Source organism: Candidatus Omnitrophota bacterium (genome assembly GCA_028693815.1).
In the GTDB taxonomy this organism is placed as follows: Bacteria; Omnitrophota; Gorgyraeia; order Zapsychrales; family Aceulaceae; genus Aceula.
In genome coordinates this window covers 39,681-62,748 of sequence record JAQUUP010000010.1, presented here as the reverse complement: position 1 = coordinate 62,748, position 23,068 = coordinate 39,681, and the positions used below count along the sequence as shown (strand labels likewise).

24 protein-coding genes are annotated in these 23,068 nt (G+C 37.6%); 2 read left to right on the top strand and 22 right to left on the bottom strand.

The window, feature by feature from the left end:
• From PHY73_04930 to rfbA, 19 genes are all read right to left on the bottom strand, one after another.
• Nucleotides 1-650 (bottom strand): hypothetical protein (locus tag PHY73_04930; protein MDD3375049.1); only part of this gene is annotated, 650 nt, incomplete at its 3' end.
• A 31-nt stretch (nt 651-681) separates the two neighbouring features.
• Complete coding sequence (locus PHY73_04925; GenBank protein ID MDD3375048.1) at nt 682-1,767, bottom strand: sugar phosphate nucleotidyltransferase; 1,086 nt, start codon at nt 1,765-1,767, stop codon at nt 682-684.
• Nucleotides 1,761-2,519 (bottom strand): SDR family oxidoreductase, encoded by a 759-nt coding sequence (locus PHY73_04920; protein ID MDD3375047.1) that lies wholly within the window; start codon nt 2,517-2,519, stop codon nt 1,761-1,763. Before PHY73_04920 ends, PHY73_04925 begins: the two co-directional genes overlap by 7 nt.
• Nucleotides 2,516-3,223, bottom strand: a complete 708-nt coding sequence (locus PHY73_04915) for an acylneuraminate cytidylyltransferase family protein (protein MDD3375046.1) — start codon at nt 3,221-3,223, stop codon at nt 2,516-2,518. The genes PHY73_04920 and PHY73_04915 overlap by 4 nt, the downstream gene beginning before the upstream one ends.
• Nucleotides 3,220-4,155, bottom strand: coding sequence for a Gfo/Idh/MocA family oxidoreductase (locus PHY73_04910; protein ID MDD3375045.1), 936 nt, complete (start codon nt 4,153-4,155; stop codon nt 3,220-3,222). Before PHY73_04910 ends, PHY73_04915 begins: the two co-directional genes overlap by 4 nt.
• Nucleotides 4,152-5,330, bottom strand: coding sequence for a UDP-N-acetylglucosamine 2-epimerase (gene neuC, locus PHY73_04905; GenBank protein MDD3375044.1), 1,179 nt, complete (start codon nt 5,328-5,330; stop codon nt 4,152-4,154). Before neuC ends, PHY73_04910 begins: the two co-directional genes overlap by 4 nt.
• Nucleotides 5,331-5,338: 8 nt before the next feature.
• Nucleotides 5,339-6,343, bottom strand: a complete 1,005-nt coding sequence (neuB, locus tag PHY73_04900) for an N-acetylneuraminate synthase (protein MDD3375043.1) — start codon at nt 6,341-6,343, stop codon at nt 5,339-5,341.
• Complete coding sequence (locus tag PHY73_04895) at nt 6,340-6,918, bottom strand: acetyltransferase (GenBank protein MDD3375042.1); 579 nt, start codon at nt 6,916-6,918, stop codon at nt 6,340-6,342. Before PHY73_04895 ends, neuB begins: the two co-directional genes overlap by 4 nt.
• Complete coding sequence (locus PHY73_04890) at nt 6,911-7,999, bottom strand: aminotransferase class I/II-fold pyridoxal phosphate-dependent enzyme (GenBank protein MDD3375041.1); 1,089 nt, start codon at nt 7,997-7,999, stop codon at nt 6,911-6,913. Before PHY73_04890 ends, PHY73_04895 begins: the two co-directional genes overlap by 8 nt.
• The gene (locus PHY73_04885; protein MDD3375040.1) at nt 7,992-8,978 is read right to left on the bottom strand and encodes an NAD-dependent 4,6-dehydratase LegB; all 987 of its coding nucleotides are present in this window, start codon (nt 8,976-8,978) and stop codon (nt 7,992-7,994) included. Before PHY73_04885 ends, PHY73_04890 begins: the two co-directional genes overlap by 8 nt.
• Before the next feature lie 83 nt (nt 8,979-9,061).
• Entirely contained in the window at nt 9,062-9,625 is a 564-nt protein-coding gene (locus PHY73_04880; GenBank protein ID MDD3375039.1) for a winged helix-turn-helix transcriptional regulator, read from the bottom strand.
• Between the two features lie 596 nt (nt 9,626-10,221).
• Nucleotides 10,222-11,103 (bottom strand): nucleotidyl transferase AbiEii/AbiGii toxin family protein, encoded by an 882-nt coding sequence (locus PHY73_04875; protein ID MDD3375038.1) that lies wholly within the window; start codon nt 11,101-11,103, stop codon nt 10,222-10,224.
• Nucleotides 11,087-11,884, bottom strand: coding sequence for a type IV toxin-antitoxin system AbiEi family antitoxin (locus tag PHY73_04870; GenBank protein MDD3375037.1), 798 nt, complete (start codon nt 11,882-11,884; stop codon nt 11,087-11,089). Before PHY73_04870 ends, PHY73_04875 begins: the two co-directional genes overlap by 17 nt.
• A 353-nt stretch (nt 11,885-12,237) precedes the next feature.
• A complete protein-coding gene (locus PHY73_04865; protein ID MDD3375036.1) occupies nt 12,238-13,092 on the bottom strand; it encodes a nucleotidyl transferase AbiEii/AbiGii toxin family protein in 855 nt (284 codons plus the stop codon).
• Nucleotides 13,082-13,726 carry a hypothetical protein gene (locus PHY73_04860; protein MDD3375035.1) on the bottom strand — a complete coding sequence of 215 codons (645 nt, stop codon included), beginning with the start codon at nt 13,724-13,726 and terminating at the stop codon, nt 13,082-13,084. Before PHY73_04860 ends, PHY73_04865 begins: the two co-directional genes overlap by 11 nt.
• A gap of 102 nt (nt 13,727-13,828) precedes the next feature.
• Entirely contained in the window at nt 13,829-15,025 is a 1,197-nt protein-coding gene (locus PHY73_04855; GenBank protein MDD3375034.1) for a DegT/DnrJ/EryC1/StrS family aminotransferase, read from the bottom strand.
• A 112-nt stretch (nt 15,026-15,137) separates the two neighbouring features.
• Complete coding sequence (gene rfbD, locus PHY73_04850; GenBank protein MDD3375033.1) at nt 15,138-15,995, bottom strand: dTDP-4-dehydrorhamnose reductase; 858 nt, start codon at nt 15,993-15,995, stop codon at nt 15,138-15,140.
• Nucleotides 15,985-16,545, bottom strand: coding sequence for a dTDP-4-dehydrorhamnose 3,5-epimerase (rfbC, locus tag PHY73_04845; protein ID MDD3375032.1), 561 nt, complete (start codon nt 16,543-16,545; stop codon nt 15,985-15,987). The genes rfbD and rfbC overlap by 11 nt, the downstream gene beginning before the upstream one ends.
• 4 nt (nt 16,546-16,549) lie before the next feature.
• On the bottom strand, nt 16,550-17,419 hold the full coding sequence (rfbA, locus tag PHY73_04840) for a glucose-1-phosphate thymidylyltransferase RfbA (protein ID MDD3375031.1): 870 nt from the start codon (nt 17,417-17,419) through the stop codon (nt 16,550-16,552).
• Between the two features lie 135 nt (nt 17,420-17,554).
• On the opposite strand from rfbA, the gene metF reads away from it, so the two are divergent.
• Nucleotides 17,555-18,433: a methylenetetrahydrofolate reductase [NAD(P)H] gene (gene metF / locus PHY73_04835; GenBank protein ID MDD3375030.1), complete on the top strand. Its 879-nt coding sequence runs from the start codon at nt 17,555-17,557 to the stop codon at nt 18,431-18,433.
• Nucleotides 18,430-19,182: a hypothetical protein gene (locus PHY73_04830; GenBank protein ID MDD3375029.1), complete on the top strand. Its 753-nt coding sequence runs from the start codon at nt 18,430-18,432 to the stop codon at nt 19,180-19,182. The genes metF and PHY73_04830 overlap by 4 nt, the downstream gene beginning before the upstream one ends.
• A 3-nt stretch (nt 19,183-19,185) precedes the next feature.
• On the opposite strand, the gene PHY73_04825 is transcribed toward PHY73_04830, so the two are convergent.
• The 3 genes from PHY73_04825 to PHY73_04815 form a co-directional block, all read right to left on the bottom strand.
• A complete protein-coding gene (locus PHY73_04825; protein ID MDD3375028.1) occupies nt 19,186-21,012 on the bottom strand; it encodes a tetratricopeptide repeat protein in 1,827 nt (608 codons plus the stop codon).
• Nucleotides 21,013-21,148: 136 nt separating this feature from the next.
• Nucleotides 21,149-21,499: an Hpt domain-containing protein gene (locus tag PHY73_04820; protein ID MDD3375027.1), complete on the bottom strand. Its 351-nt coding sequence runs from the start codon at nt 21,497-21,499 to the stop codon at nt 21,149-21,151.
• A 4-nt stretch (nt 21,500-21,503) separates the two neighbouring features.
• A complete protein-coding gene (locus tag PHY73_04815) occupies nt 21,504-23,066 on the bottom strand; it encodes an ATP-binding protein (GenBank protein ID MDD3375026.1) in 1,563 nt (520 codons plus the stop codon).
• Nucleotides 23,067-23,068 lie beyond the last annotated feature (2 nt).

The following is a 23,068-nucleotide window of genomic DNA, read 5'->3' as shown; positions in this document are numbered from 1 at the left end:
CAATATGTACATTTAAAAGGACATCCTCTATGAGTCTGTAGAAAAGGGTGAAACCCTTTGTCTAAGAATTCATCAAAGAATCCATCTGCATAAATCGCACCAAAAACATCCAAACTTTTAATTCTTGGTGGCAAAAAACTTGATTCTTGCAAGGTTTTCTTATCCCTTGACAAAGCATATGTGCCAGGTACAAGATCATCCTTTATTTCATTGATACTTTTTCCATTAACAAAACGTTTAACGAGCTCAGTAAAAGGTATTTCTCCATCATAACTAATGCAAAAATCAATAAAATCTTTTTCCTTAAGATACTCTATTTTTTCTGATGAAGTCAAATATAAATTTGGTCCACCAGCTATTGTAAGACACTCTGGATTCATTTCTTTTACCAGTTTTGCCATATGATGGTTTAATTCTGTATTCCAAACATATTGAGCCATGCCTAACACATCAGGCTTCCATCTTGCTAAAGCTCCACTGAAAACTTTTGGATTTTTAAAAAGTCTGACATCACACTCTTTGGATATATTCTTCTTTAAGTAATGCGCAATCAAGCCAAGTCCCAAGGGAGCCGTATTTGTATGCACTCCTAAAGTCATGTGATTTAAATCAATCAATGCGATTTTAAAAGATTCTTTGATTTTATTCATTTTGTCCTAATACTCCGCCCTTGATGATTTTCTAATCTTGTAACATGCCTATGGTTTTTAAGGTTCTTCTATACTCTTCTAGTTGGCCTATGTCCATCCACATATTATCAGATATAGGAAAAACCTTGATTTTGAATTTTTCCTTTTTGCATGCTTTTATCAGATCCGTCATATGAAACATTTTATTTGCCGGGATAAGCTTTATCGCTCTTTTGTTCAAAATGTATGCCCCTATGTTAATCAAAAAATCATACTCAGGTTTTTCATCAATGCTTTTAAGCTCTCCGCCTTTATTAATGTTACACACTCCATAAGGCATAACATGATGCTTATATGACGCAACAACTGTTACATCATTATTATTCTCATCATGAAAATCAACTATATCTGAAATATTTGTTCCTAAGAAAATATCACAGTTAACAACAAAATACCTTTTATGTCTTTCACCAAAAAGAGGTCTAAGTCCTCCAGCTGTTCCCAAAGGTTTACTTTCCTCAAGATATTTAATATTAAAAATATCCTTCATTTCATCAAAATATGCACGTATCATTTTAGCCTTATGATTAACTGAGAAATAAAACTCTTTAACCCCATATTCCGAGAAATTTTCAACAATGTGCTCTACAATAGGTTTGTCTCCTATAGGAATAAGTGGTTTTGGGAGCACCCTTGTAAAAGGATCCAATCTAGTTCCCTTTCCCCCTGCCATTACAACTAAAGGAATGTTGACTTTTTTTACAGAAACTTTAACGTCTTTTTCCCCTGCAAAAATATCATCCCAGCTTATAACATCTATTATTTTATTTCTTGAAACAATAGGAAGCGCTTGTATTTTAAGATCTATAAATATCTTTTTTACTTGATTAACATTATATGATTTTTCTAGTATAATCGGTTGTTTGTTACAAATTTTAGTTATTTTCTCACTGAGATCGTTTTTTTTCAGAATCCACTTCCTAATATCTCCATCACTTAACGCTCCATATAACACAGAATTATTTGAAACTACAAAAAGAAGCTTTTCTCCAACATGTCGCATTTGCTTCATTGCCTGCTTCACAGTACTTTTCTTGTCAATCAGCCATTTACTAATATTTAAGTTTTCTTTTACCATATACTCCAGCCTCCATCTACAACTATGTTTTGTCCTGTAATATAAGACGACAAATCACTAGCCAATAACTGCACAATCCCAACCATATCTTCGGGCTTGGCCATACGACCTAGAGGCGTTTTTTGAATATATTTCTGAACAAATGTTTCATCTTGATGATTTAAAACCCCTCCTGGCGAAACTGTATTAACCCTAACCCCATAAGGCCCAAAATACGATGCCATATATCGTGTTAAATTAGTAATACCACCTTTTATGACCGAATACTCCATAGGAGAAGTCATCGCCGTCCCTTGATACACGGAAAAATCATTACCCAACATACCATAAATCGAGCTAAAATTAATAATACTTCCTCCCTTGTCTTTCATTAACATCGCCATAATTCGTGTTAACCAAGAATAAGAATTAAGGTGTATATCCACATTTTCCTTCAATGACTCCAAAGAGGTCTCCTCTACGCCCTTGCCCCAACTAGTCGTGCGTGGATAGGATGCATTAATAAACGCATCAACATATCCAAACTCTTTTTTAAGATTGCTAAAAAAATCTTCCAGTATTTCAAGTTGAGCAACATCAACTTTTTTGAAAAAAACTCGGTCTTTATCTACGGCATTCTCCAAATCCAACACAACTACCTTCGCTTGGGTCTCAACAAAGCCTTCGACTAGCGCCCTGCCAATGAGGCCCTCCCCGCCAAGAATCACAATCGTTTTGTTTTTAAAATTAAAATTTTCTAGAATTTCGCTCATTGAAAACTCCATAATCCATTTTTCACAATCATTTCAACCATCTCAAAGTCCAATTCACAATCAATATCATAGCGAGATATTCCACCCATAACATGACAAAACGTCTTTTCTGTAAACAGATTCAATTCCTGCTCCAAAAAACCTCTCCCAAAAACATAAATCGAGGCATTCATATCAAAAATTTGGGGTGCATCCTGCCGCCTCAGGTATTCCTGTTGATCTCCATTCACCAACCGAGCCCTCCCATCACCAACGTCCTGAACCATATTAAAATACGGATTACGATGTGCCGGCACAACAGTAATCACATTGAGTGCCTTTTTTTTGACTGCCAAATCCAAACAAGCATCAATATCAGACATTGCCCGTAAAGGAGCGGTAACATCCAAATCAATAACATAATCGTACGAACATCCAAAATGCGCCTCACTACGTTTCCAAGCGTCGATAATAGCTGCTATTTTTCCCGACTCATCAGAGGCCAATTGCTTCTCTCGCAAAAACGGAACTTCTGCACCACAATCTTGTGCTAACTTCGAAATCTGCTGAGAATCCGTAGACACAACAATATGCGCCGCCTTACCCCATTCTTGAGCCTGTTCAATAGCATAGGCAACAAGCGGCTTGCCCGCCAACTCACGAATGTTTTTGTTTTTAACACCCTTAGATCCTGCCCGAGCGCATATCGTGACTAAAATATTCATTTTTTGCCCGCCTTAAATTCAATAATACATTTCAATAATTTTGCAGACTCCTCTAAATTATCTACAGACGTTTCATTTCTCAAGCCAATTAAGAAATAATCAATTTGCCGTGCATACATAGCATTACGGTCGATCTCATAATTCACTTCTTTAATAGAGCCATCATAAGAATATGTCTGAAACGTATTCTTAATAAGATCTACTATATAAACGCTCTTTTGGCCAAAAACTTTGATAACGCGCTCAACTGGCAAACTGCAAAAATCTAAATGAATTTGGATGCGACGCTGATTTATAAAAAATACTGATAAATCCGCGGTATCTTCTACGTCAATTTTTAAATCTGAAGAATGCTCAAAATAACCTTCAATATGTTGAATTTCGCCGAACAAAAACTGCGCATAATCTAATTCATGAGAGAGATCAAGAAGCACTCCTCCCCCAAAAAGCGCTTGGCCGCTGTAATTTTTCCAATAATCCGCCCCTGGACGCCAAGCCGGCAAATAAGAAGAATTAAGAATATGGGCATAATAATACGATTCTTGAGAAAGCACCTCTTTAAGATCTAGTATTCCCGGATGAAACCGAAGGTTATAGGCCACATAGCACTGTAACTGCTGTTCTTTGACAATCGCATGCAATTCATCAAACGCTAAAAGATTCTTATCCAAAGGCTTTTCAATAAACAAATGCATGCCCAAACGCGCACATTGAATGGCCGTTGCAATATGCAATGACGTCGGATTAGTAATAAAAGCGATATCCGGTTTCGCCGAGGCCACCTCATCCCACGAATACAAATTCTTTACACCTTCAACCACATCATTGCCTTGCTGGCGGAGGGCAAAAATTTCAAGTCCACCATGTTGATGCAATAGCGATGCATACCGCTGACCAATAGATCCTAATCCGATAATGAGAATTTTTTTCATCTGCGCTTACCCGTACACTTTAAATCATAAAATTTTTTCTTCAAAATTCCATCAAGGTCAATACTTTTTAACTTGTCAACAATGCGCGAAGCAACACGGCCATTCCCATAGGGATTAACAACCCGCAAAAGAACCTCTTGAAACCTTTTAGAATATAACTTTCGAAACGCCTTTTCTAATGACGCTTTTTGCAAACCACATGAAATCACGCTATCCGCTTTAATGCGTCCTGCCTGCCTGTTGCCGATGTCAATCGTGCCAATCTTAAAACTCGACGCTTCAATAATCCCGCTCGACGAATTGCCTACCACCGCATCTACATATTTCATCGCTGACAAATAATTCAATTGCCCTAACGAAGTAAAACACACTGCTTTATGCCTATTCTTTCTAACATAATCTTCAATCAAGCTGTTAATCACGCACCCACCCATATCTGCATTGGCTTTGGTAAAAATCAAACGTGTGTTTTTTAATCCATTAAGTACAGACAATAATATCCACATGCTTTTCTTTTCTGATCCTTTCTCTAGCGTGACCGGATGATATGTAATCAACAAATTACGCTTATCAAAAGAAAATCCCAGGCGCTGCTCCAATTCTTTTTTCGAAAGAAGATTTAACTCCTTAATATTATCCACCCCCAAAGCTCCAACATTAAGAACACTCTTTGAATTTTCACCAAGTTGAATAACCCTTTGACGATATTCTTTTGTCGCAACAAAATGAAAATGGCTCATTTTAGTAATCGAATGACGAATAGCTTCATCAATTGCTCCAATCGTTACCTCTCCTCCGTACAAATGCGCAATCGGAACGCGGCAAATCATAGCGGCAGTAGCCATCGCAAAGGCTTCGTAGCGATCACCTAAAATAACAACAATATGAGGCCTTAGTTGTGTTAAGGCTTTGGCAAAATGTTCTACACCAAGACCAAAAGAACGCGCCACTCCAGTCTCTGTATCCGAATTCAAATCAATGGCGATTTTTTTATCTATTTTAAAGCCTTCTTTGATAATTTCCTTATAAGTGAATCCATGTTCCCGGCTAAGATGCGCTCCTGATACGATCGTTTGGAGACAAAGCTCCCGGTCGTCCCTGATCTTTTTCATGAGCGGTGCGAGTAATCCATATTCCGCCCGAGTTCCGGTAAAAACACAAATTTTTCTCTTCATCGCAATTCTCATAAAACAATCATCTCATCTTGTTGAAAATCCCTTGGCGAAATTTTACCCAAAACCTCATGCCATCGCATAGGACTTATTCCTATCCCCGGCCGTTTAACCGCCAGGTTATGCTCATCAAAAACTTCGCCTTTTCGAATATATCTACGTGCCACAATACTTTTTCTTACAATTGGCAGATTCTTCTTTTCTGATAATGAAGGTTTTTTTACCCCATCTCCTAAGGACAATCCAATACGTCTAATCCCTGTTACCATTTTTTTTAGTTCTTCCACATCTGCAGAAGAACTATGATCAGGGCCTTCCATTTCTTTATCCAAAGTGAAGTGCTTTTCAATAATTTCCGCACCCAAAGCAGCTGCAGCCAGTGCGACCTCTATCCCTTCTGTATGATCCGAATAACCTACTTTAATGCCGAATTCTTTACGCATCGTTTCCATAGCCCTAAGGTTGGCTTCTTCAACAGGAGCAGGGTACTCAGTGCAACAGTGAAGAAGGGATATTCTTTCTCTGCTTGATCCGGCGTTAAGCAGCAAATCTACTGCGATCCTCACTTCCTCCAGATCAGCCATCCCCGTTGAAAGAATGATTTCTTTATGGAAAGAAGCTATTTTTTCAAGGCTAGGAAGATTCGTAATTTCCCCGGAAGGAATTTTAAAAATACTTACACCCAGGCTGTTAAGAAAGTCAATACTGTCCAAATCAAAAGCCGAAGCCAAAAACATAATCCCTTTTGATCTGCAATGCTGAAACAGTTCTTTTTGCTGATCGAAGCTCAACTCGAGTTTTTTTATCATCTCAAGCTGGCTCTCGGACGTTGATGTTGTTTTTTTCTGGTACTCGGCCTTGACAGCATTTCGGGAAATGCAGTCTTCCGCCCTGAATGTCTGGAATTTTATAGCATCAGCGCCTGCCAGCGCAGCCGCATCAATCATTTTTCTGGCTATGCTGATATCCCCGTTGTGGTTGACTCCAGCTTCAGCAATAATAAATACTTTACTCATCTAACGAGTCTCCCAGCTTTAATAAATGTGTTTTCCTGTACCGCTGCCCCCTGAATAACCCTGGCCCCCATCCCAACATGACTACCCGCTCCAATAATAACACTTCCACCTAAAATCGCTCCGGGAGCGATATGGACAAAATCACCTATGCGACAATCGTGATCAACAGAAGCATTTGTATTAACAATCACATTATTTCCGATAACAGTACCAGGATTAATGATAGCCCCGGCCGCGACAAATGTTCCTTGACCAATCATAACATCTGAAGAAACATACGCAGACGAATGAATCAATGACGGAAAAATAAAACCAACTTCAACCGCTTTTTCAAAAAGCTCTTTTCTCAAACAATAATCACCTACTGAACCGATAGAAATAAAAGCGTACTTGACCCCTTCCTGATAAAGTTTTTCTAGTAAAGAATCATCGCCCACAATTTTCACTCCTAAAACATCACCTTGTTTCTTGTCAAGAATTCCCGTAATCCTGAATTCTTGATTTCCCTTCAAGGCATCAATAACAACCTTGGCATGCCCGCCGCCGCCAATTAAAATTAAATCCTGCTTAATCATTGAGCACCTCTCTAATCGCCACCACCGCTTCTTTTATAACTTTTTCATCATTCATCGTTGAACCCGGTAAACATAGAGCATGATTATAAATTTTATCCGAAATTGAACAATGAACTGAATATTTCTTAAAATAAGGCATCTGAGTTAAAGGAATAAAAATATCTCTAACTAGCAGTCCGTATTCTTTCATAACACCAGCAGTCACATCTTTTTGACCATTTACCCATCCCGCCGAAAACCAGCGAGAAGAGCTGCCTCCTGCCTCCTCCTGCTGAAAATCGATCTTGTCAGATAAAAACTCTTCATAAATTGAAAAAATTCTTTTCTTCTTTTCAATAAATTCTTGCAGTCTTTCCAACTGGGCCAGCCCCAATGCCGCCTCAATATTCGTCATCCGATAATTAAAGCCCATCTCCGAATGAAATCCTGGGCGATCAGAATCTTTAGCCTGATTGATCAGATAACGGATATGATCCATTTTTTTCTGATCACGCCCGACAATTAAACCTCCGCCGCCAGTTGTTATAAGTTTGTTACCGTTAAAACTAAAACACCCAAAATTACCAAATGTTCCTGTAGGCTTATTTTGAAAAGTCGCGCCCAAACTTTCCGTGGCATCTTCAATAATATGCAGCCCATGTTCCTCGGCGATTTGCATGATTTCTGTCATATTGCAGGGGTTGCCATATAAATGAACCGGGATAATCGCTCTGGTCTTTTCAGTAACGGCTTTCTTAATCTTATCCGGATCAATATTCCACGTTTTTGAATCAACATCAACGATCACGGGATTCGCTCCGACATAAAGAACAGGATTGACTGTTGCCGCGAATGTCAGTGCGGGAACAATGACTTCATCGCCTGGGCCAATCCCCAGTTCATGTAAAGCCATATGAATGGCCGCGGTACCGCTTTGAACTGCCACTGCCGAAGGAACACCAAGATAGTCGGCCATCTTTTGTTCAAACTGTTTCACAAAAGGACCCACCGATGAAACAAAGCCCGAATCAATAGCTTCGCATAGATATTTTTTTTCCAGTTCCCCGATACATGGATCATCTAAATAAATTTTTTTAGACATTATAAATATCAGCCTTGTAACGGTTAAGGTTTTCCTTGTTGGAAAACCACTTAATTGTTTCTTTCAATCCATCCTCCAAAGAATACCTGGATTTCCATCCTGTCAACTCTTTGATCTTGGCATTTTCGCCGCATAAGCGCCTGACTTCGGATTTTTCAGGACGGATCCTTTGCTGATCACAAATAATTTTAGCCTGAGAGCCGATCAACGAAATTAATTTTTCTGCGAGCTCCTGTATTGAAATCTCACTTCCTGAACAAACATTAATCTCATCCCCAACTGTTTTATCTGATTTCGCGATCTCAATAAAACCCTGACAAACATCTTTCACATAATTAAGATCCCGCATGGGAGTTAAATCGCCTAATTGTATTTCTTTTTTTCCTGAAATTAGCTGGGTGATGATGGTGGGAATAATCGCTCTGGCTGATTGTCTCGGACCATAGGTATTAAAAGGCCGAACAATTGTGACCGGCAAATCAAACGATCGATAAAAAGATTCGGCGATTTTATCCGCGGAAATCTTTGTGGCACTGTAAGGAGACTGTCCTTGCAATGGATGTTTTTCATCAATGGGAACATATTGTGCTGTTCCATAGACCTCAGAAGTTGAGGTTACCAATACTCGTTCAGTCTTCTGCTCTCGTGCCGCCTGTAAAACATTTAAGGTTCCTTTAATGTTTGTATCAACATACGAATCAGGAGAATGATAGGAAAATGGGATGCCGATTAATGCCGCCAAATGAAAAACCATTTCACAGCCCCTCATAGCCTCCCGGACACCGTTAGGGTCTCTCACGTCCCCGCAAAAGACATCTATCTTTGCAAGGATTTCCTTTGGCAAGCTATCAAGCCATCCCCAAGAATTGAAAGAATTATAAAAAACAAAAGCCTTAACTTTATATCCCTCTCTTACTAACTCCTCAGTCAAATGGCTTCCAATAAATCCATCTGCACCAGTCAAAAGAATTTGTTTTATTTTTTTCTGCTTAGTCATGATTGTTCAAAATCTAAAATCTTAATAGTTAAAATAGTATTTAGCACTGATCAAAAAAACAAGAGCTAAAAAACAGAGCTCTCGCCATCCTCTTGCAAACCATGCTCTTTAGCCAATTCATGAATACAATCAACAACCTGATTTGTAATTGATTTATCAATAATGACATTTTCTTTACAAATTAAAAATAAGCCGTCCATTTTTTCTTGAGGAATGACCTCAAAATGCTCCAAAGAATAATCTTTAAGATTCATCTCCTTTACAGCTATATCAATCATCATAGCTAAATCAGATTTTCCAATAACAATAAATTTTCGCTCCCCTTTTTCATAAATTTCTCTCAGAAGATCTTTGAGACGCTCTTTGATAAGGCTAATAGAATTAATCGTCCTTAAGGTATATTTGATGGATTTGTTCATTTTTTCCGCAAGACCTTGCGGAGTAAGCAAGTATTTGACTCTGCGCTTATCAATTTTTCTTATGCGAATATAGCCCTTAGCAATAAGCCTGCGCAAAAGCATGTTTGTCTGACCTAAGGAAAGGTTGACGTGGTGGGATAGATCTCTTTGATTGGAAACAATTTCAGAGCCAATAATATTCACAAGTTCAAATTCTCTTTCATCAATCATATCAAAATCCTTCAGCGGTTTATTCTAAAAACAAGATCAATGTTCAATTAATGAACATTATTATAAAAGATTTTAATATTCTGTCAAGGATTAACCCGAATTTTACATTTGAATATCTTTTTCGTCTTAAAACAGGGAATTAAAGAATTCAAATGCAAAACGCTTTATGGCGAGGGTAACCCCGCAAGTCGCAACAAGTTGCGACGCTGCGACCCTACGGGCGGATTTTGCTTCTGCAAAATCCGGATTAAAAATGTTGTGCTGTAATGACTTAGGACAATACGCTTGGAAATAGGTCGTTCTCAGAATGTTGTTACTTTACGCTCTTAACGAATCTTATTTTTGATAAAATCCTTAATAACTTCGAAAACATAATCAATCTGCTCAAGACCAATATCTTGATGAACACCAATATAAATTTCGTTTTTTAATTTCTAAGATAAAGGTTCATTCTTTCCTTTTTACAGGCCTTGCATCTATTTTAAATCTACACCAAGAAGCATCTGCAGGAGAAATGTACCGTTTTCTCATCTTCACCTTCTTGGCAATGACTTTCTAAGACTTTGTATTTCGACAGATCCTTAATTTTAGGCATATCAGATCCTGATTTCCCTCATCACCTTATTGATCCTCTTAAACGCGTTATCCAAATCAAAATTCTCCCTCTCGCTAACGGTCAAAACATCAAACAACTCATTTTCAATCCTCGATTTCATGTCTTTAATTTCTTTATCTGAACGACCGAGATTGATCCTGTATTTTGCTAAATCCGTATCGCCACCGTCTTCTTCTAGCTTCTTAACAAAAAGATTCAAAACTTGCTTATCAGACAAATTAAAACCTTGTCTTACTATAAAATCCAGATCATAGAAATCCCGAGGAGCAATCGTCTTTCGATTGGCAGCGGCTCTTAATTTTTCACTAACAATTTCTTTCAAAGACAAACAATTGACCTTGCCTCCATCAAATAATGGTTTGCCTGTAAACGGATGTAAAAATTTATGCTTCACTTCTCTTGCTTCAACATCAAGAATCGGATTAAATCTAAGACCAATCTCAAATTTAATGACTTGTTCTTTTGGCTGAACAACGGATTTGTACATAAAATAATAAACATATTGCTTCGATTCATTTCGCCCTGCATTTTGTGTATCGCCCAAAGTCATTCCAATCTGATTAGCATAGGCTTCAATTCCATCTTTGATCGGCTGTATACATTTTTGCCGCTTCCCTCGAGCTGTTGCATCCTCGGACAACTTCATACTAAAATCCAAATCTTCGCTTAAACGATAGTAAGAATAATAAATCTTGTTGAGACAAGTCCCTCCTTTAAAGATCAAATCCTCTGAGAGATCATTAATCTTGGAAAGAAGATGTGTCAAATAATAATCCTTTTCCAAAAGATGTGCTCTAAATCCTGTTCTTTGAACAGTCATATTAATTAAATCAATAAATTCTTTTTTATTCTTGTGGATCATTAATGATAACTTTCCATTTTTTATTTAATTTCCCCTTAAATGATCCTGTCGATGAACTTATCGCAGTATTTTTAAGACTTCTAACAAGAGGAGCTAATATTTCATCAGAATAGCCCTTTTCCTCTAACGCCACGCCTATTATTTTACGAATCTTTATAACAGGAAATCTTGACGCAAAACGAATAAACTTTTTTACATCGCAGCGTTCTTTTTGAAGTTCAATATCAAGGATTTCAAGCGCACCTTTCAGTCCTCCAACCGGCTTATTAAAATAGACAAGATCTACCAACGTCTTCTCTAATGAGCTAATTACAACTTCCTGTCCTTCAATCTTTATTTTCTCAAGTCCATACATACGATTATCCGGTACTCGTAAAAAGTTAAATTGAATCCCGCAAATCTTCCTTTTCTTCTGGAAGGATGTATTTAAAACATAAATGACCTGAAAAAGTTGCTCTGTGAGATTGTAGTAATTAAACATCGTTGAATAGCCAATATAATAATTGCCCTGTGGGAAAAATTGTGGCGGGACAAGCATCTCATTAATTGCAGCGCCTTGTTCACCGTACTCAAGAGGAGAAAAAACATATACTCCCTTCTTAATTGGAAAAAGAATAGCTTTCTTCTTCAATCGATAAACAACTTTATTTCGCGCATTATCACTAAAATTAAAAAAGGTATCTAAATCTTCTTTTGTGACGATCCGCTTCTTTTCATAGGAAAGCCTTGATATCACATCAATTTCTTTCTTACCCAGACGCTCTCTAACTTTATTACCCATAATGCCCTCTAAAGGAATTTGAGTTAACTTCTATATAGTGTTAAAATACCATCATTTCTTATATTGTCAATAATATTATTTTTCACTGTCAAGCCAAAGCAAGAATGTCCTATCGTTACCAAAAGCAGAAATGTCCAGTTTTTAATTCTTAAAATAAAGGTCTGTTATTCTGCTCCCCACTAACAGATTAAAGATTTTAAGTTAGAATAAGGCTCTTAAGAAAAAAGCTAAATTCAAAATCCTAAAACGAGACAACAACCTCTCTCCGTTTTACTCACTCTTCGAAACGAACGCCAAACGGACCACCTCAGGGGGGGGGGTAGATCTTTTGGGTTAACATAATCACAAAGAAATTAAACATCTCCTAGTTTCTTGACCCTATCCAAAAAAAGGTCCACATTCCACAAATCAAGTGATGCCAGTTCAGCAGGCTTAATGAAACGAGCAACATCATTACGTGCCGCTTGCCAATCAATCGATAAAATCTTTTCACTTAGCTGAGCGCAACACCATTGATCATCAATTTTTACGTTCTGCCCAGCCCAAGGACCGATTTGTTCAAGAGCAGCTTCCAAGAACTTTAAATTAATAGTGGCGCGATAACTCACATACCATAGAAAATCATACCAATCCCTTCCTTTCACATACTCACGGCAAAGCAAAGCATGGATCTTTCCAGCAAAAAGGCTTGGAATATCTTGGGTTGTCAAAGCACAAACAAACGGAAAATCTAAAAATTTATTTTCAAAAAAGCTTCCTTGAGGTGGATTTGTGTCGACCTCAATCTTGATCCTGATCTTCGACATTGATCGATCAGTTTTTAAATGCTGTAGCTGTAAAACTTTTCCTAAGGAATCATCTTTAATAAACGCTTTTTTAACCGTTGTCTCAGCCTTAGATCTATCGACAATCTCAACCTGATATCCATAGGCTTGAAATTCAATCGATAAATTCTTAAGATATTTTTCAAAAGAAAATGCACCATTAGTCTCTTTTAAAATAAAATCAAGATCCTCAGAAAAGCGGTTTAACCCATAAAAGATCCGCAAACATGTTCCTCCTTGAAAGGACGCAGTTTGGTAGAAATCTGACCGCGCAAGAGCCGCAAGCGCCACCTCCTGAGTGATCTCGCGCAAGGCATGGTCCTCTTCCTGAGCCGAACGGCACCGATAAGACTCTAATCGTTTCTGGATAATCTTAATGCTCATCGCGCAGTTCCTTTTCTATAGATCTGATAAAACAACAGACGCGCTTTGAAGGATATGTTTTTTTAAGCTCAAGAAACTCTTTTTTACGCACACTTCGAAAATTCTCAAGATCTATTCTTAAGCTGCTTACAAGAGGACTTAAGCCCTCCCATTCTTTCTTGTGAACATAAACATAATCCGCCAAAGCCTTAAGCGGCCTTGCGATAAAAAAAATCCCTTGCCGTGCAGACCCCGCTGTCTCAACACCTTCGTAGAAAATCTTTAACGGAACTCTACAATAAGAAAAATTCCCAACAGATGTCTTGAAATCTTTAGATCGACGAACACAAGCACTTGTAACCGTATGAACCGCTTCCGGGATCCATCCATGATACGCCAAAGCAGATTCCAGGCTGATATATGATGGACCATAAATTTTCTGAGCAACTTCAAAAAGATCTAGCGCATTACGACGATATTTTTGCGCAAGGCAATACAAGCCTCTACGCAAATGAATAATTTCTTTTGAAGCGATGGCTCTTTTTATCATCGCATGGCGCCTATCCCTAGATCCGGCAATAATATTTATTAATACCGAATAAGAAAACACATCATAAGGGATATTCTGAATGATCAAATCAACAATTTTGTTCATGTTATCTCCTGTATGAAACTGTCATTAAATGACAGTTTCATACATAATATAGCACACAAAGTTAAAATAATCAAACATTCACTATGTTTCTACTTCACGCTCTTAGCGAATCTTGCTTTTAATAAAATCTCCGACCGTTTCAAAAACATAATCAATCTGTTGTGCACCAATATCTTGATGAACACCAATATGAAGACCATTAGTTCCCATAAACTCAGAAACTGGAAATTCGCCTAATCTATGTCCTAGATATTTAAAACCCGCGCACTGCGTCGGCATTGAAGAAAAAAGATCACGCGTATCAATGCCATTTTTATCTAAATAATCAACTAATTCATTGCGAGTAAAAGGCGCGTCTTTTTTAACAATGATTGGGAAGGCATGAGGACCGATTTTTTCATCTTTTTCCTCTTCAATGGTATCTAAAAAATCACCGAATTCTTTTAGCCGATTAATCATGGTGATCAAATTATGATGTCTTTTTTCAATAATATCGTCATACATCTCAAGGCTTGCGATACCCACAGCAGCCTCTAGCTCGTTCATTTTTGATGAATAGCCAACGCGCTCAAAAATAAATCGAATATCTTTGCCGTCCGCAAAACGTTTTTCACAATAACCATTAATTGTATTAACTACACATGTCTTACATTTACACGCACGCCCATGACATCGAAGAGACCGCAAAATCTCTGCCAAATCTTCTCTGTTGGTTGTCACAATTCCACCCTCAACCGTTGTAATGATATGCGCTAAATAAAGACTATAGGCCGCCATGTCACCCCATTCGCCTACTTTTTTACCCTTATAAACAGCACCATGGGCTTCAGCCGCATCCTCAACAACAAACAAATTATGCTTTTTAGCAATATCCATAATAACATCCATCTGGGCAGGCTTACCCATCAGATGAACCGGCATAATGGCTTTTGTTTTTTTTGTAATAACAGCTTCTATTTTTTGCGGATCAATATTAAGCGTCTTGTAATCAATATCAACAAAAACAGGCTTGAATCCTGCATGCAAAACAGCATTGCCCGTCGCTACAAAAGAAAGCGCAGGAACAATAACTTCATCTTCCCTTTGCGCTCCAAAATCATAAGCCGTTGCCAAAGCTAAAATATCAGCATCCGTGCCACTACTGACAGCAATCGCCTCTTTTGCATTAACAAGGCTGGCAAAGCCTTGCTCGAATTCAGAAACGTATTTGCCCGACGAAACGCGACCAGAGTTTAGGGCCTCATTAACAAGATCTTTTGCTTGTTTGTTAATTGTAATCGTGCCAAATGGAACTTTCATATTTTTTCCTTTAAATGAGTGCCTGACTTACGCGACTAGAAGAAGCGTCAAGTCAGCCGCACGAATTTATACAGATGCAGCTGCGGCCCAGCAGCTGTGTCTGTACTTTAATTTAATATTTGCCTTGTTTTAAACTAATAAAGCTCTCAACAGATTTCTGCCAGCTTGGCATGTTCCAATTCAAAAGCTGGCAAACCTTCTCGTTGGACATGGCAGAAAACTTTGGTCTTTTTGCTTTTAAATTAAAACTTTCCAGCGAAACAGGCTTGATATCAATCTTCTTTTGCATTCTCTCAAAGAAATACTTTGCCCACTCATAACGAGAACAAAGCCCGCTATTCGGCATGTGATAAAGCCCAACTAAACTCTTCTTCATCGCTCGCATTGTTCCCTCAACAATATCATCCACTGATGTCGGAACAGAAATTTCATCATCTGTAATTTGAAGAGCATTGCTTTTTTGCACCCATTCATTAAGCTTGTACAGAAAATTCTGCTTGCCCTTGCCAAACACCCAGCTAACGCGAAAAATCAAATAATCACTTAGAATTTCTTCAACCGCTTTCTCGCCAGCCAATTTACTAATGCCATATTGATTAAGGGGATTAGACGCATCTTCTTCTGTATAAGGTTTTCCTTTTTTGCCATCAAAAATATAATCCGTTCCGTAATGAACAAGAAAGATCCCCTTTTCGCGACACAAAAGAGCTAAATTCTTTACTCCCTCACGATTAACTAAAAATGCCTCTTTTGGGTCATCTTCAGCTTTGTCCACCAGATTATAGGCCGCGCAATTGACAATAAAATCTGGCCGAGTCTGCTTAATAAGCTCTTGGGCTTGATCAATATCAGAAATATCAAAATCTTGCTTATCCGCTGAACAAAAATCAACGCGATCTTTTAGAAATCGCTCTTGGAAAGCGATTCCTAGCTGACCTAGTCCACCGGTAATTAAAACTTTATTTTTCAAAAACAAAATTATTCTCTGCCTCTTCGAAATACGGATATGTCAAATCTTTGTTTGATAATTTGGGGCTGGCCTCGGGCCAGGCGATATTTATTGCTGGATCATTATAAATAATACCGGCTTCACTTTCAGGACAATATTCTTTCGAACAACAATATTCCACTTCAGCCTCAGTCGACAATGTCAAAAATCCATGGGCAAAACCCTCGGGGATATAGAGCATGTTCATCTTTTTAGAATCAAGGTACGCTGCGACCCACTGGCCAAAGGTTGGCGACCCTTTTCGAATATCAACAGCCACATCAAAAATTTCTCCCTTAACGGCTCGCACCAGCTTACTTTGCGCAAAAGGATTTTTTTGATAATGAAGACCTCGCAAAACATTTTTCGTTGAGCGAGAATAACTGACTTGAGCAATCGGGGCATCAATGCCTTGTTTTGAGAAATCTGTTTTTTTATAAAGCTCGACAAAAAACCCTCGAGAATCACCAAATATTTCTGGCTCAACAAGAATAACCTCTGGAATTTCTAATTTCTTAAAAATAAATGGCATAATATTATTTATCTCCTTGGGCAAGTCGCTTGAGATAGGATCCATATTCTGTCTTAAACCCTCGCGATAATTTTTCTAGCTGTTCTCTAGAAATAAATTTCATACGGTACGCAACCTCTTCAATGCATCCGATCTTTAATCCCTGACGCTCTTGAATTGTCTTAATGAAAAGCGAAGCCTCAATCAATGACTCATATGTTCCGGTATCCAACCAGGCACATCCTCGCCCTAGAAACTGAACATCTAAATTTTTACGCTTTAAATACGCCTTGTTAATATCCGTAATCTCTATCTCGCCTCTTTTAGATGGCTTTGTATTTTTAGCAATTTTTACGATGTCTTGATCATAAAAATAAAGTCCCGTGACCACCCAATGAGATTTTGGTTTTTTTGGTTTTTCTTCAATCGAAATAACTTTTTTATTTTTATCCAGAGCGATCACCCCATATTCTTCTGGGTTATTAACGAGATATCCAAAAATAGTCGCTCCTTGTTTTTTCTTTGTCGCCTTTTGAAGAGCCATCGAAAGATGATCTCCATAAAAAAGATTATCTCCTAAAACAAGACAAACATTTTCTCCGGCAATATACTCTTCTCCAATAAGAAAGGCTTGTCCAATGCCCCCTGGTTTTGGCTGCGCTGCATAACTTAAATCTATTCCTAAGTCTTTTCCATCTCCCAAAAGAGCCTTAAAACTACCCAAGGCCTCTGGAGTAGAAATAATCAGAATATCTTTGATGCCCGCTAACATCAAAACAGACAAAGGATAATAAATCATTGGTTTGTCGTAAATAGGAAGAAGTTGCTTGGAAATACTTTTTGTAATCGGGTACAGTCGTGTGGCTTTACCTCCAGCTAAAATAATTCCCTTCATAACGCCACCTCGCTTTTTTTGAATATATATATTAATATTTGAATATTAGTAATACGGCGATTATTATAGCAAATATTCTAAAAATGTCACAATAAATTGCCGCAAAGCCATAAGCATGTTATAATGCAGACTGTTATGAAAAAAGTAACCGAAATATTTAAAAACAAAGAAAAAACATTCTCTTTTGAGCTTTTTCCGCCAAAAACAGATCAAGGCTACCAAAATCTGCTTAAAACCATTGAATCTTTGGCAGACCTAAAGCCAGATTTTATCTCCTGCACTTATGGAGCTGGTGGTGGAAGCCGTAACAAGACTTTGGACATTGTTGAGCATATTGAAAAAGAACATCACATCCCAGGAGTTGCTCATCTAACCTGTGTTTTAAATACAAAGAGCGAAATACAAAATATCTTAGGAGACATCCAGAAGCGCGATATTCAAAATATTCTAGCCCTGCGCGGGGATTCGCCAAAAGACAATCCTGACTGGCAGCCAACAAAAGATAACTTTAAGTATGCTTATGAACTTTGCGATTTTACGCGCAAGCAATATCAAGATTATTTTTCTATCGGCGTTGCAGGCTTTCCCGAAGGGCACATTTTATGTCCCAACAAAGAACTAGATGCGCAATATCTAAAGAAGAAAATTGATTCCGGCGCCGATTACATCATCACGCAACTTTTTTTTGACAACAAAGACTATTTTGATTATGTCAAACGTCTTCGTGACTTAGGCATTAAAAATCGCGTTATTCCTGGAATTCTGCCGATTACAGACTATATCGGCGTATCGCGTTTTTGCAAAACTTGCGGAACAAGCATTCCGAAGGCCGTTGATGAAATTTTTTCTCCTATTGCAGAAAACAAAGATGTTGTTTTAGAAAAAGGCATTGATTTTTGTGTCAAACAATGCCAAGATTTACTCGAAAAAGGTGCCCCAGGAATTCATTTTTATACGCTCAACAAACTTTATCCTATTAACAAAATCCTTTCTCAAATAAAAGAAAATAAATGAAAAAAATAATTTTAGCGATCCTATTTCTGTTCTTTTTTTATTCTTTCTCCTATGCCGGCGGCGTTGTTGCCATGAAGCAACAGCAAGCTGCACGAGAAGCTGCAATGCAACAAGGTATGATGGAACAGCAAATGATGCAGCAAGCCGCAGTCCAAGGAACCGCGATGCAACAAGCGGCAGTCCAAGCCGTACAAGGAGCCGCGATACAGCAAGCCGTGATGCAGCAAGCCATCATAGATCAGCAAATAATGCAAGGAGTCGCGATGCAACAAGCGGCAGTACAGGGAGCCGCAATGCAACAAGCTATCATAGAACAGCAACTAAGGTCTCAAGGAATTGAACTTGAGATGGACATCCCCATCCAAAAAGAAATTGAAATTGTTGATGATTCAGAAATTGTCGAAGTCGCTGATATGTCAGATGTTTTAACGGCGCTCGAGACCTCAAGCAAAGCATGGCCTCTAATCGCAGATATCGAACCAAAACTATTTATCGTTGCAAGCTATATTGATTTCTTTAGAGAAAAAGGTGTTATTATCAAGAAATCTCCTGAATTCTACGTCGACATGATTGACGGCATGGCACAAGAAAGTCCGCAAATGCTAGAAAATCCCTTTGAATTTGTCTTGCAAGTTTTGGCCATTATTGAATACGATTTTGATGCAGGGATAGATAAAGATGAAATGGCCTTAAAAATTCTGGGGCCTGAAGGATTCAAATCAAACAAGCAACGCTTTACGCAACCTTAAAAATCACTTCTTTTCTCTCTTTTGAGAATCCATCATTTTCTTTAAACGATCCTGTGGCAACTCAGAACTAGAATCAATACGTGAAATTTCTTCCAAAATCTCTTTTGCTTTTAACAAATCATTCTTTTCCATATAGCAAAAAGCTAAATTATTAAGCACACCTATATTAGCAGGGTCAGCTTCAAGCGTTTTATTAAAATATAAAATCGCATTATCAAAATCCTTCATATGAAAATAGCTAACCCCAATATTGGTATAAATCTTAAAATCATTCGGGTCAATGGCTAATACCTGTCGATATTCTTCAATGGAACGCTCAAAGTCCTTTTTTCCTTCATAACAATGCGCTAAATCAAAATGAATCTCCTTAATAAAATTAAGATAAAAACTCTCGGCTTTTGTTCCTGCGGCCTTCATCATATATTCTTGCATAATTTTAAGAGCTCTTTGGTATTCTATAATCGCCTTATCATATGAATGATCAAAATAATACGCACGAGCCAAAAGAATACGAACGCGCCCAAGATTTTCTTCAAATTGAAGAGTTCTTTTAAAAAGAGGAATTTCTCCTCGCCAATAACGGCTCTGATGTATTGTCAAAACAGAAAAAATCAAAAGAATTGCAATAAAAAAACCATAAGAAATACCACGAAAGTTTCTCAGAAAAATTCTTTGCTGCAACACTTTTAGCAAAGTCATCAAAAAAAGAACAAAACCAAGAAATGAAAAATACAAAAAATGCTCCGAAGTTAGAATAATCGAATATTCATTAATCAAAGGAACAATATTTAAAACCGGTAAAAGGCTAATAAAAAACCAACCCAAACCAAACAGTGCAATTTGCCGCTCTTCTTTAAAGAAAAATTTTACAACATAAAGCAACAACAAAAGCACTGCTATCAATCCAAGCGTCGAGAAAACAGAATACAGAAGAATATCTTGGCTTCGGTAATAATGCAAATTCGACGGAAAAACAAGAATCCCAAAATAAACCAAAAGTGTTTCCGGAATAGATGCGATCCTTAGCCAAAGCTCTTGAGTATTGGAGGCAAAATCTGGAAGAGACTTTCCAAGAACAATACTTCGAAACTTAAAATATCCTAACAAAACAACAAAAAACGCAACACACCTGAATCCAATTTCTTTTATTTGTCTTAATCTCACTTTAAAATTTACCCGACAAAACTCATAACACAAAATTAACAAAGGAAAAACAATCGCCCTTTCTTTTGTGAAAAGCGAGAGAACAAAAAACAAAATAGACCCCATATACAGCCAACTTCGTTTTGTTCTTGTCGAACAGTTGCCGCTGCGCAGATAAAAAACAAAACCCAACAAGCAAAACAAAGTCATTAAAAGATTAGAAATTCCAGCGATAGCGCAAACACTTTCTGTTTGAACTGGATGAAGCAAAAATAGGGTTGCGCCAATTAACGCAATCTTTTTTTCTTTTAAAAGAAAACGAACAATCCAGAAAATAAAAAAACTATTGAAAATATGAAGAAAGACATTTGTCAAATGATATCCAGATGGATAAGATCCAAAAAGATAATATTGAATTTTATAAACAATATCTAGGATAGGTCGGTAATATAAATTAACGATTGGAGAGCCGCCTTCAAATCTTGATGATCTCAAAAAAACTTCTTTCAAATCATCAAGCCGTCCAATATCAGGATTTCCAACAATAAAAACAAAGTCATCGTGGACAAAAGAATACCACATCGTCTGAAGATATGCCACAGCCCCTAAGGCTAATAAGATCAAGAATACTTTTAGCGATGTCAGAGATTCAAAAAAGGCATTTATTCTTAAAGTGATATTTTGCAATAATTCTCCTTGCAACAAGTGTTCCACTGCAATTATACGATAAATTAAACAAAAATATATGAAGATTTATTTTAAAATTATGTGAGTCAATCAGAAAGGATTTTATTGTTAATGCAAAAAGCAGTCCAACACTACTTTAAGCCAATTTTTCTTTAAGCTCTGGAAAATATTGCTTTAATTCATCAAATTCTTGATCTATTCTTACAATCATTTCTTCAAATTGATCAATTGCGCCAGATTTGGCAGCTTCTTCTGCCTCAAGAAATGTTTTCCAAAGTTTTTTTGCGCCAATATTAGCAGCAGCGCCTTTGGCCGAATGTGCCGCTTCAGACAATTGATCAAGATTTCCACGCTCTACGCATTCTTTGATATCGTTTATTTTCTGAGGGCAATCATCTAAGAAAATTTCGATCAACTCCACTAAAAGCTCTTTGTCTCCTTGAATGCGCCCTAAAACATCATCTAGGTCAATAATCTGTTCGCTCATGATATTATCCTTTTTCTAAAACTTGTTCGATGATCGAATACATTTTAACTGCATCGATTGGCTTTGGAATATATCCATCCATACCAGATTCTATACATTTTTTTTCATCTTCAACCATGGCGCGCGCTGTCATGGCCAAAATCGGGATATGCTTGCCGGTTTGTTTTTCTTGTTCACGGATTTTTTTTGTTGCCTCCAGCCCATCTAAAACAGGCATCTGAACATCCATTAAAATAACATCAAAATTTTTATCGACAATATGATCAATCGCTTTTTGCCCATTATCAACAACCTCGACAAGCCATCCTTTTTTTTCCAAAAGCTTAACAGCAATCTTTTGATTTAAAGGATTGTCTTCTGCAAGTAAAATATTTAGAATTCTTGCTGCCTTCGTTACAGGCTCCTTGCCCTGGACAAAAACCTTTTTGTGTTCTTTTTCATCTTGCGTTTGTAACTGATCACTTACATCAAATCGTGCTGTAAAAAAGAACGTGCTTCCAACGCCTTCTTCACTTTCAATCCAAATCTTTCCTGACATCATTTCAACTAACTTACGAGAAATAGCCAATCCCAACCCTGTTCCGCCAAATTTTCTTGTTGTTGACGCATCGGCTTGAGTAAAAACTTCAAAAATCGCCTGCTGCTTATCTTTTGGTATCCCAATCCCAGTATCCGTAACAGAAAAAAGTAATTCAACTTCACCTTCAAGAGAACTTGCCACGCCTACTTTCAGCTCAACGCTCCCTTTGGCTGTAAACTTTATAGCATTGTTAAGCAAATTAATAATAATCTGACGGAGACGTGTCGAATCTCCAACAATCATCCTTGGAACCTTTGGATCAACATTAACCGTTAGCTGAATATTTTTTTTGTTGGCAAGAACCGACAAGCCTTTGCCAACGCTATCGGTGACTTTCCACAAATCAAATTTAACCTTCTCTAGAACAATCTTCCCTGCCTCAACACGAGAAATATCTAAAATATCATTTAAAAGACTTAAAAGATTGTCCGCAGCTTCTTTTGCGGTTTCTATATTATCTTTTTGATCGTCAGTCAAATCTGTTTCAAGCGTCAAATCAAGCATACCGATAACCGCATTCATCGGTGTTCTGACTTCGTGAGACATGTTTGCCAAAAACATACTTTTTGCACTACTCGCTTCTTCGGCAGCCAATTTTGCCTGCAAAAGACCTTCACGGGCCTTTTTGTGCTCTGTAATATCCTCGATAATTCCATCAATCAAAAGATCTTTTTCGTTGTCATCTTTTACCAGCACCGCTTTAATCGAGCACTGAATCAGACTTCCATCTTCTCTCTTTAATCCAATCCATTCATTCTCAACACGTCCCTGAGAACAAATCTTTGTGTTTAAACGCGTAAGCTCCTCTGGATTCTCACAAATATCCTGAAAACTTATCCCTAAAACATCTTCTGTTTTCTTGTTGAGCATACGAGAAAAAGCAGCATTGGCAAAGACAAATTTACCTCGAGAATCTAAGGAATAACGAAAAATACCAATCTCTAAATTATTAACAAGATCTTTAAGCTTCGTATTCATTTCAATCATTC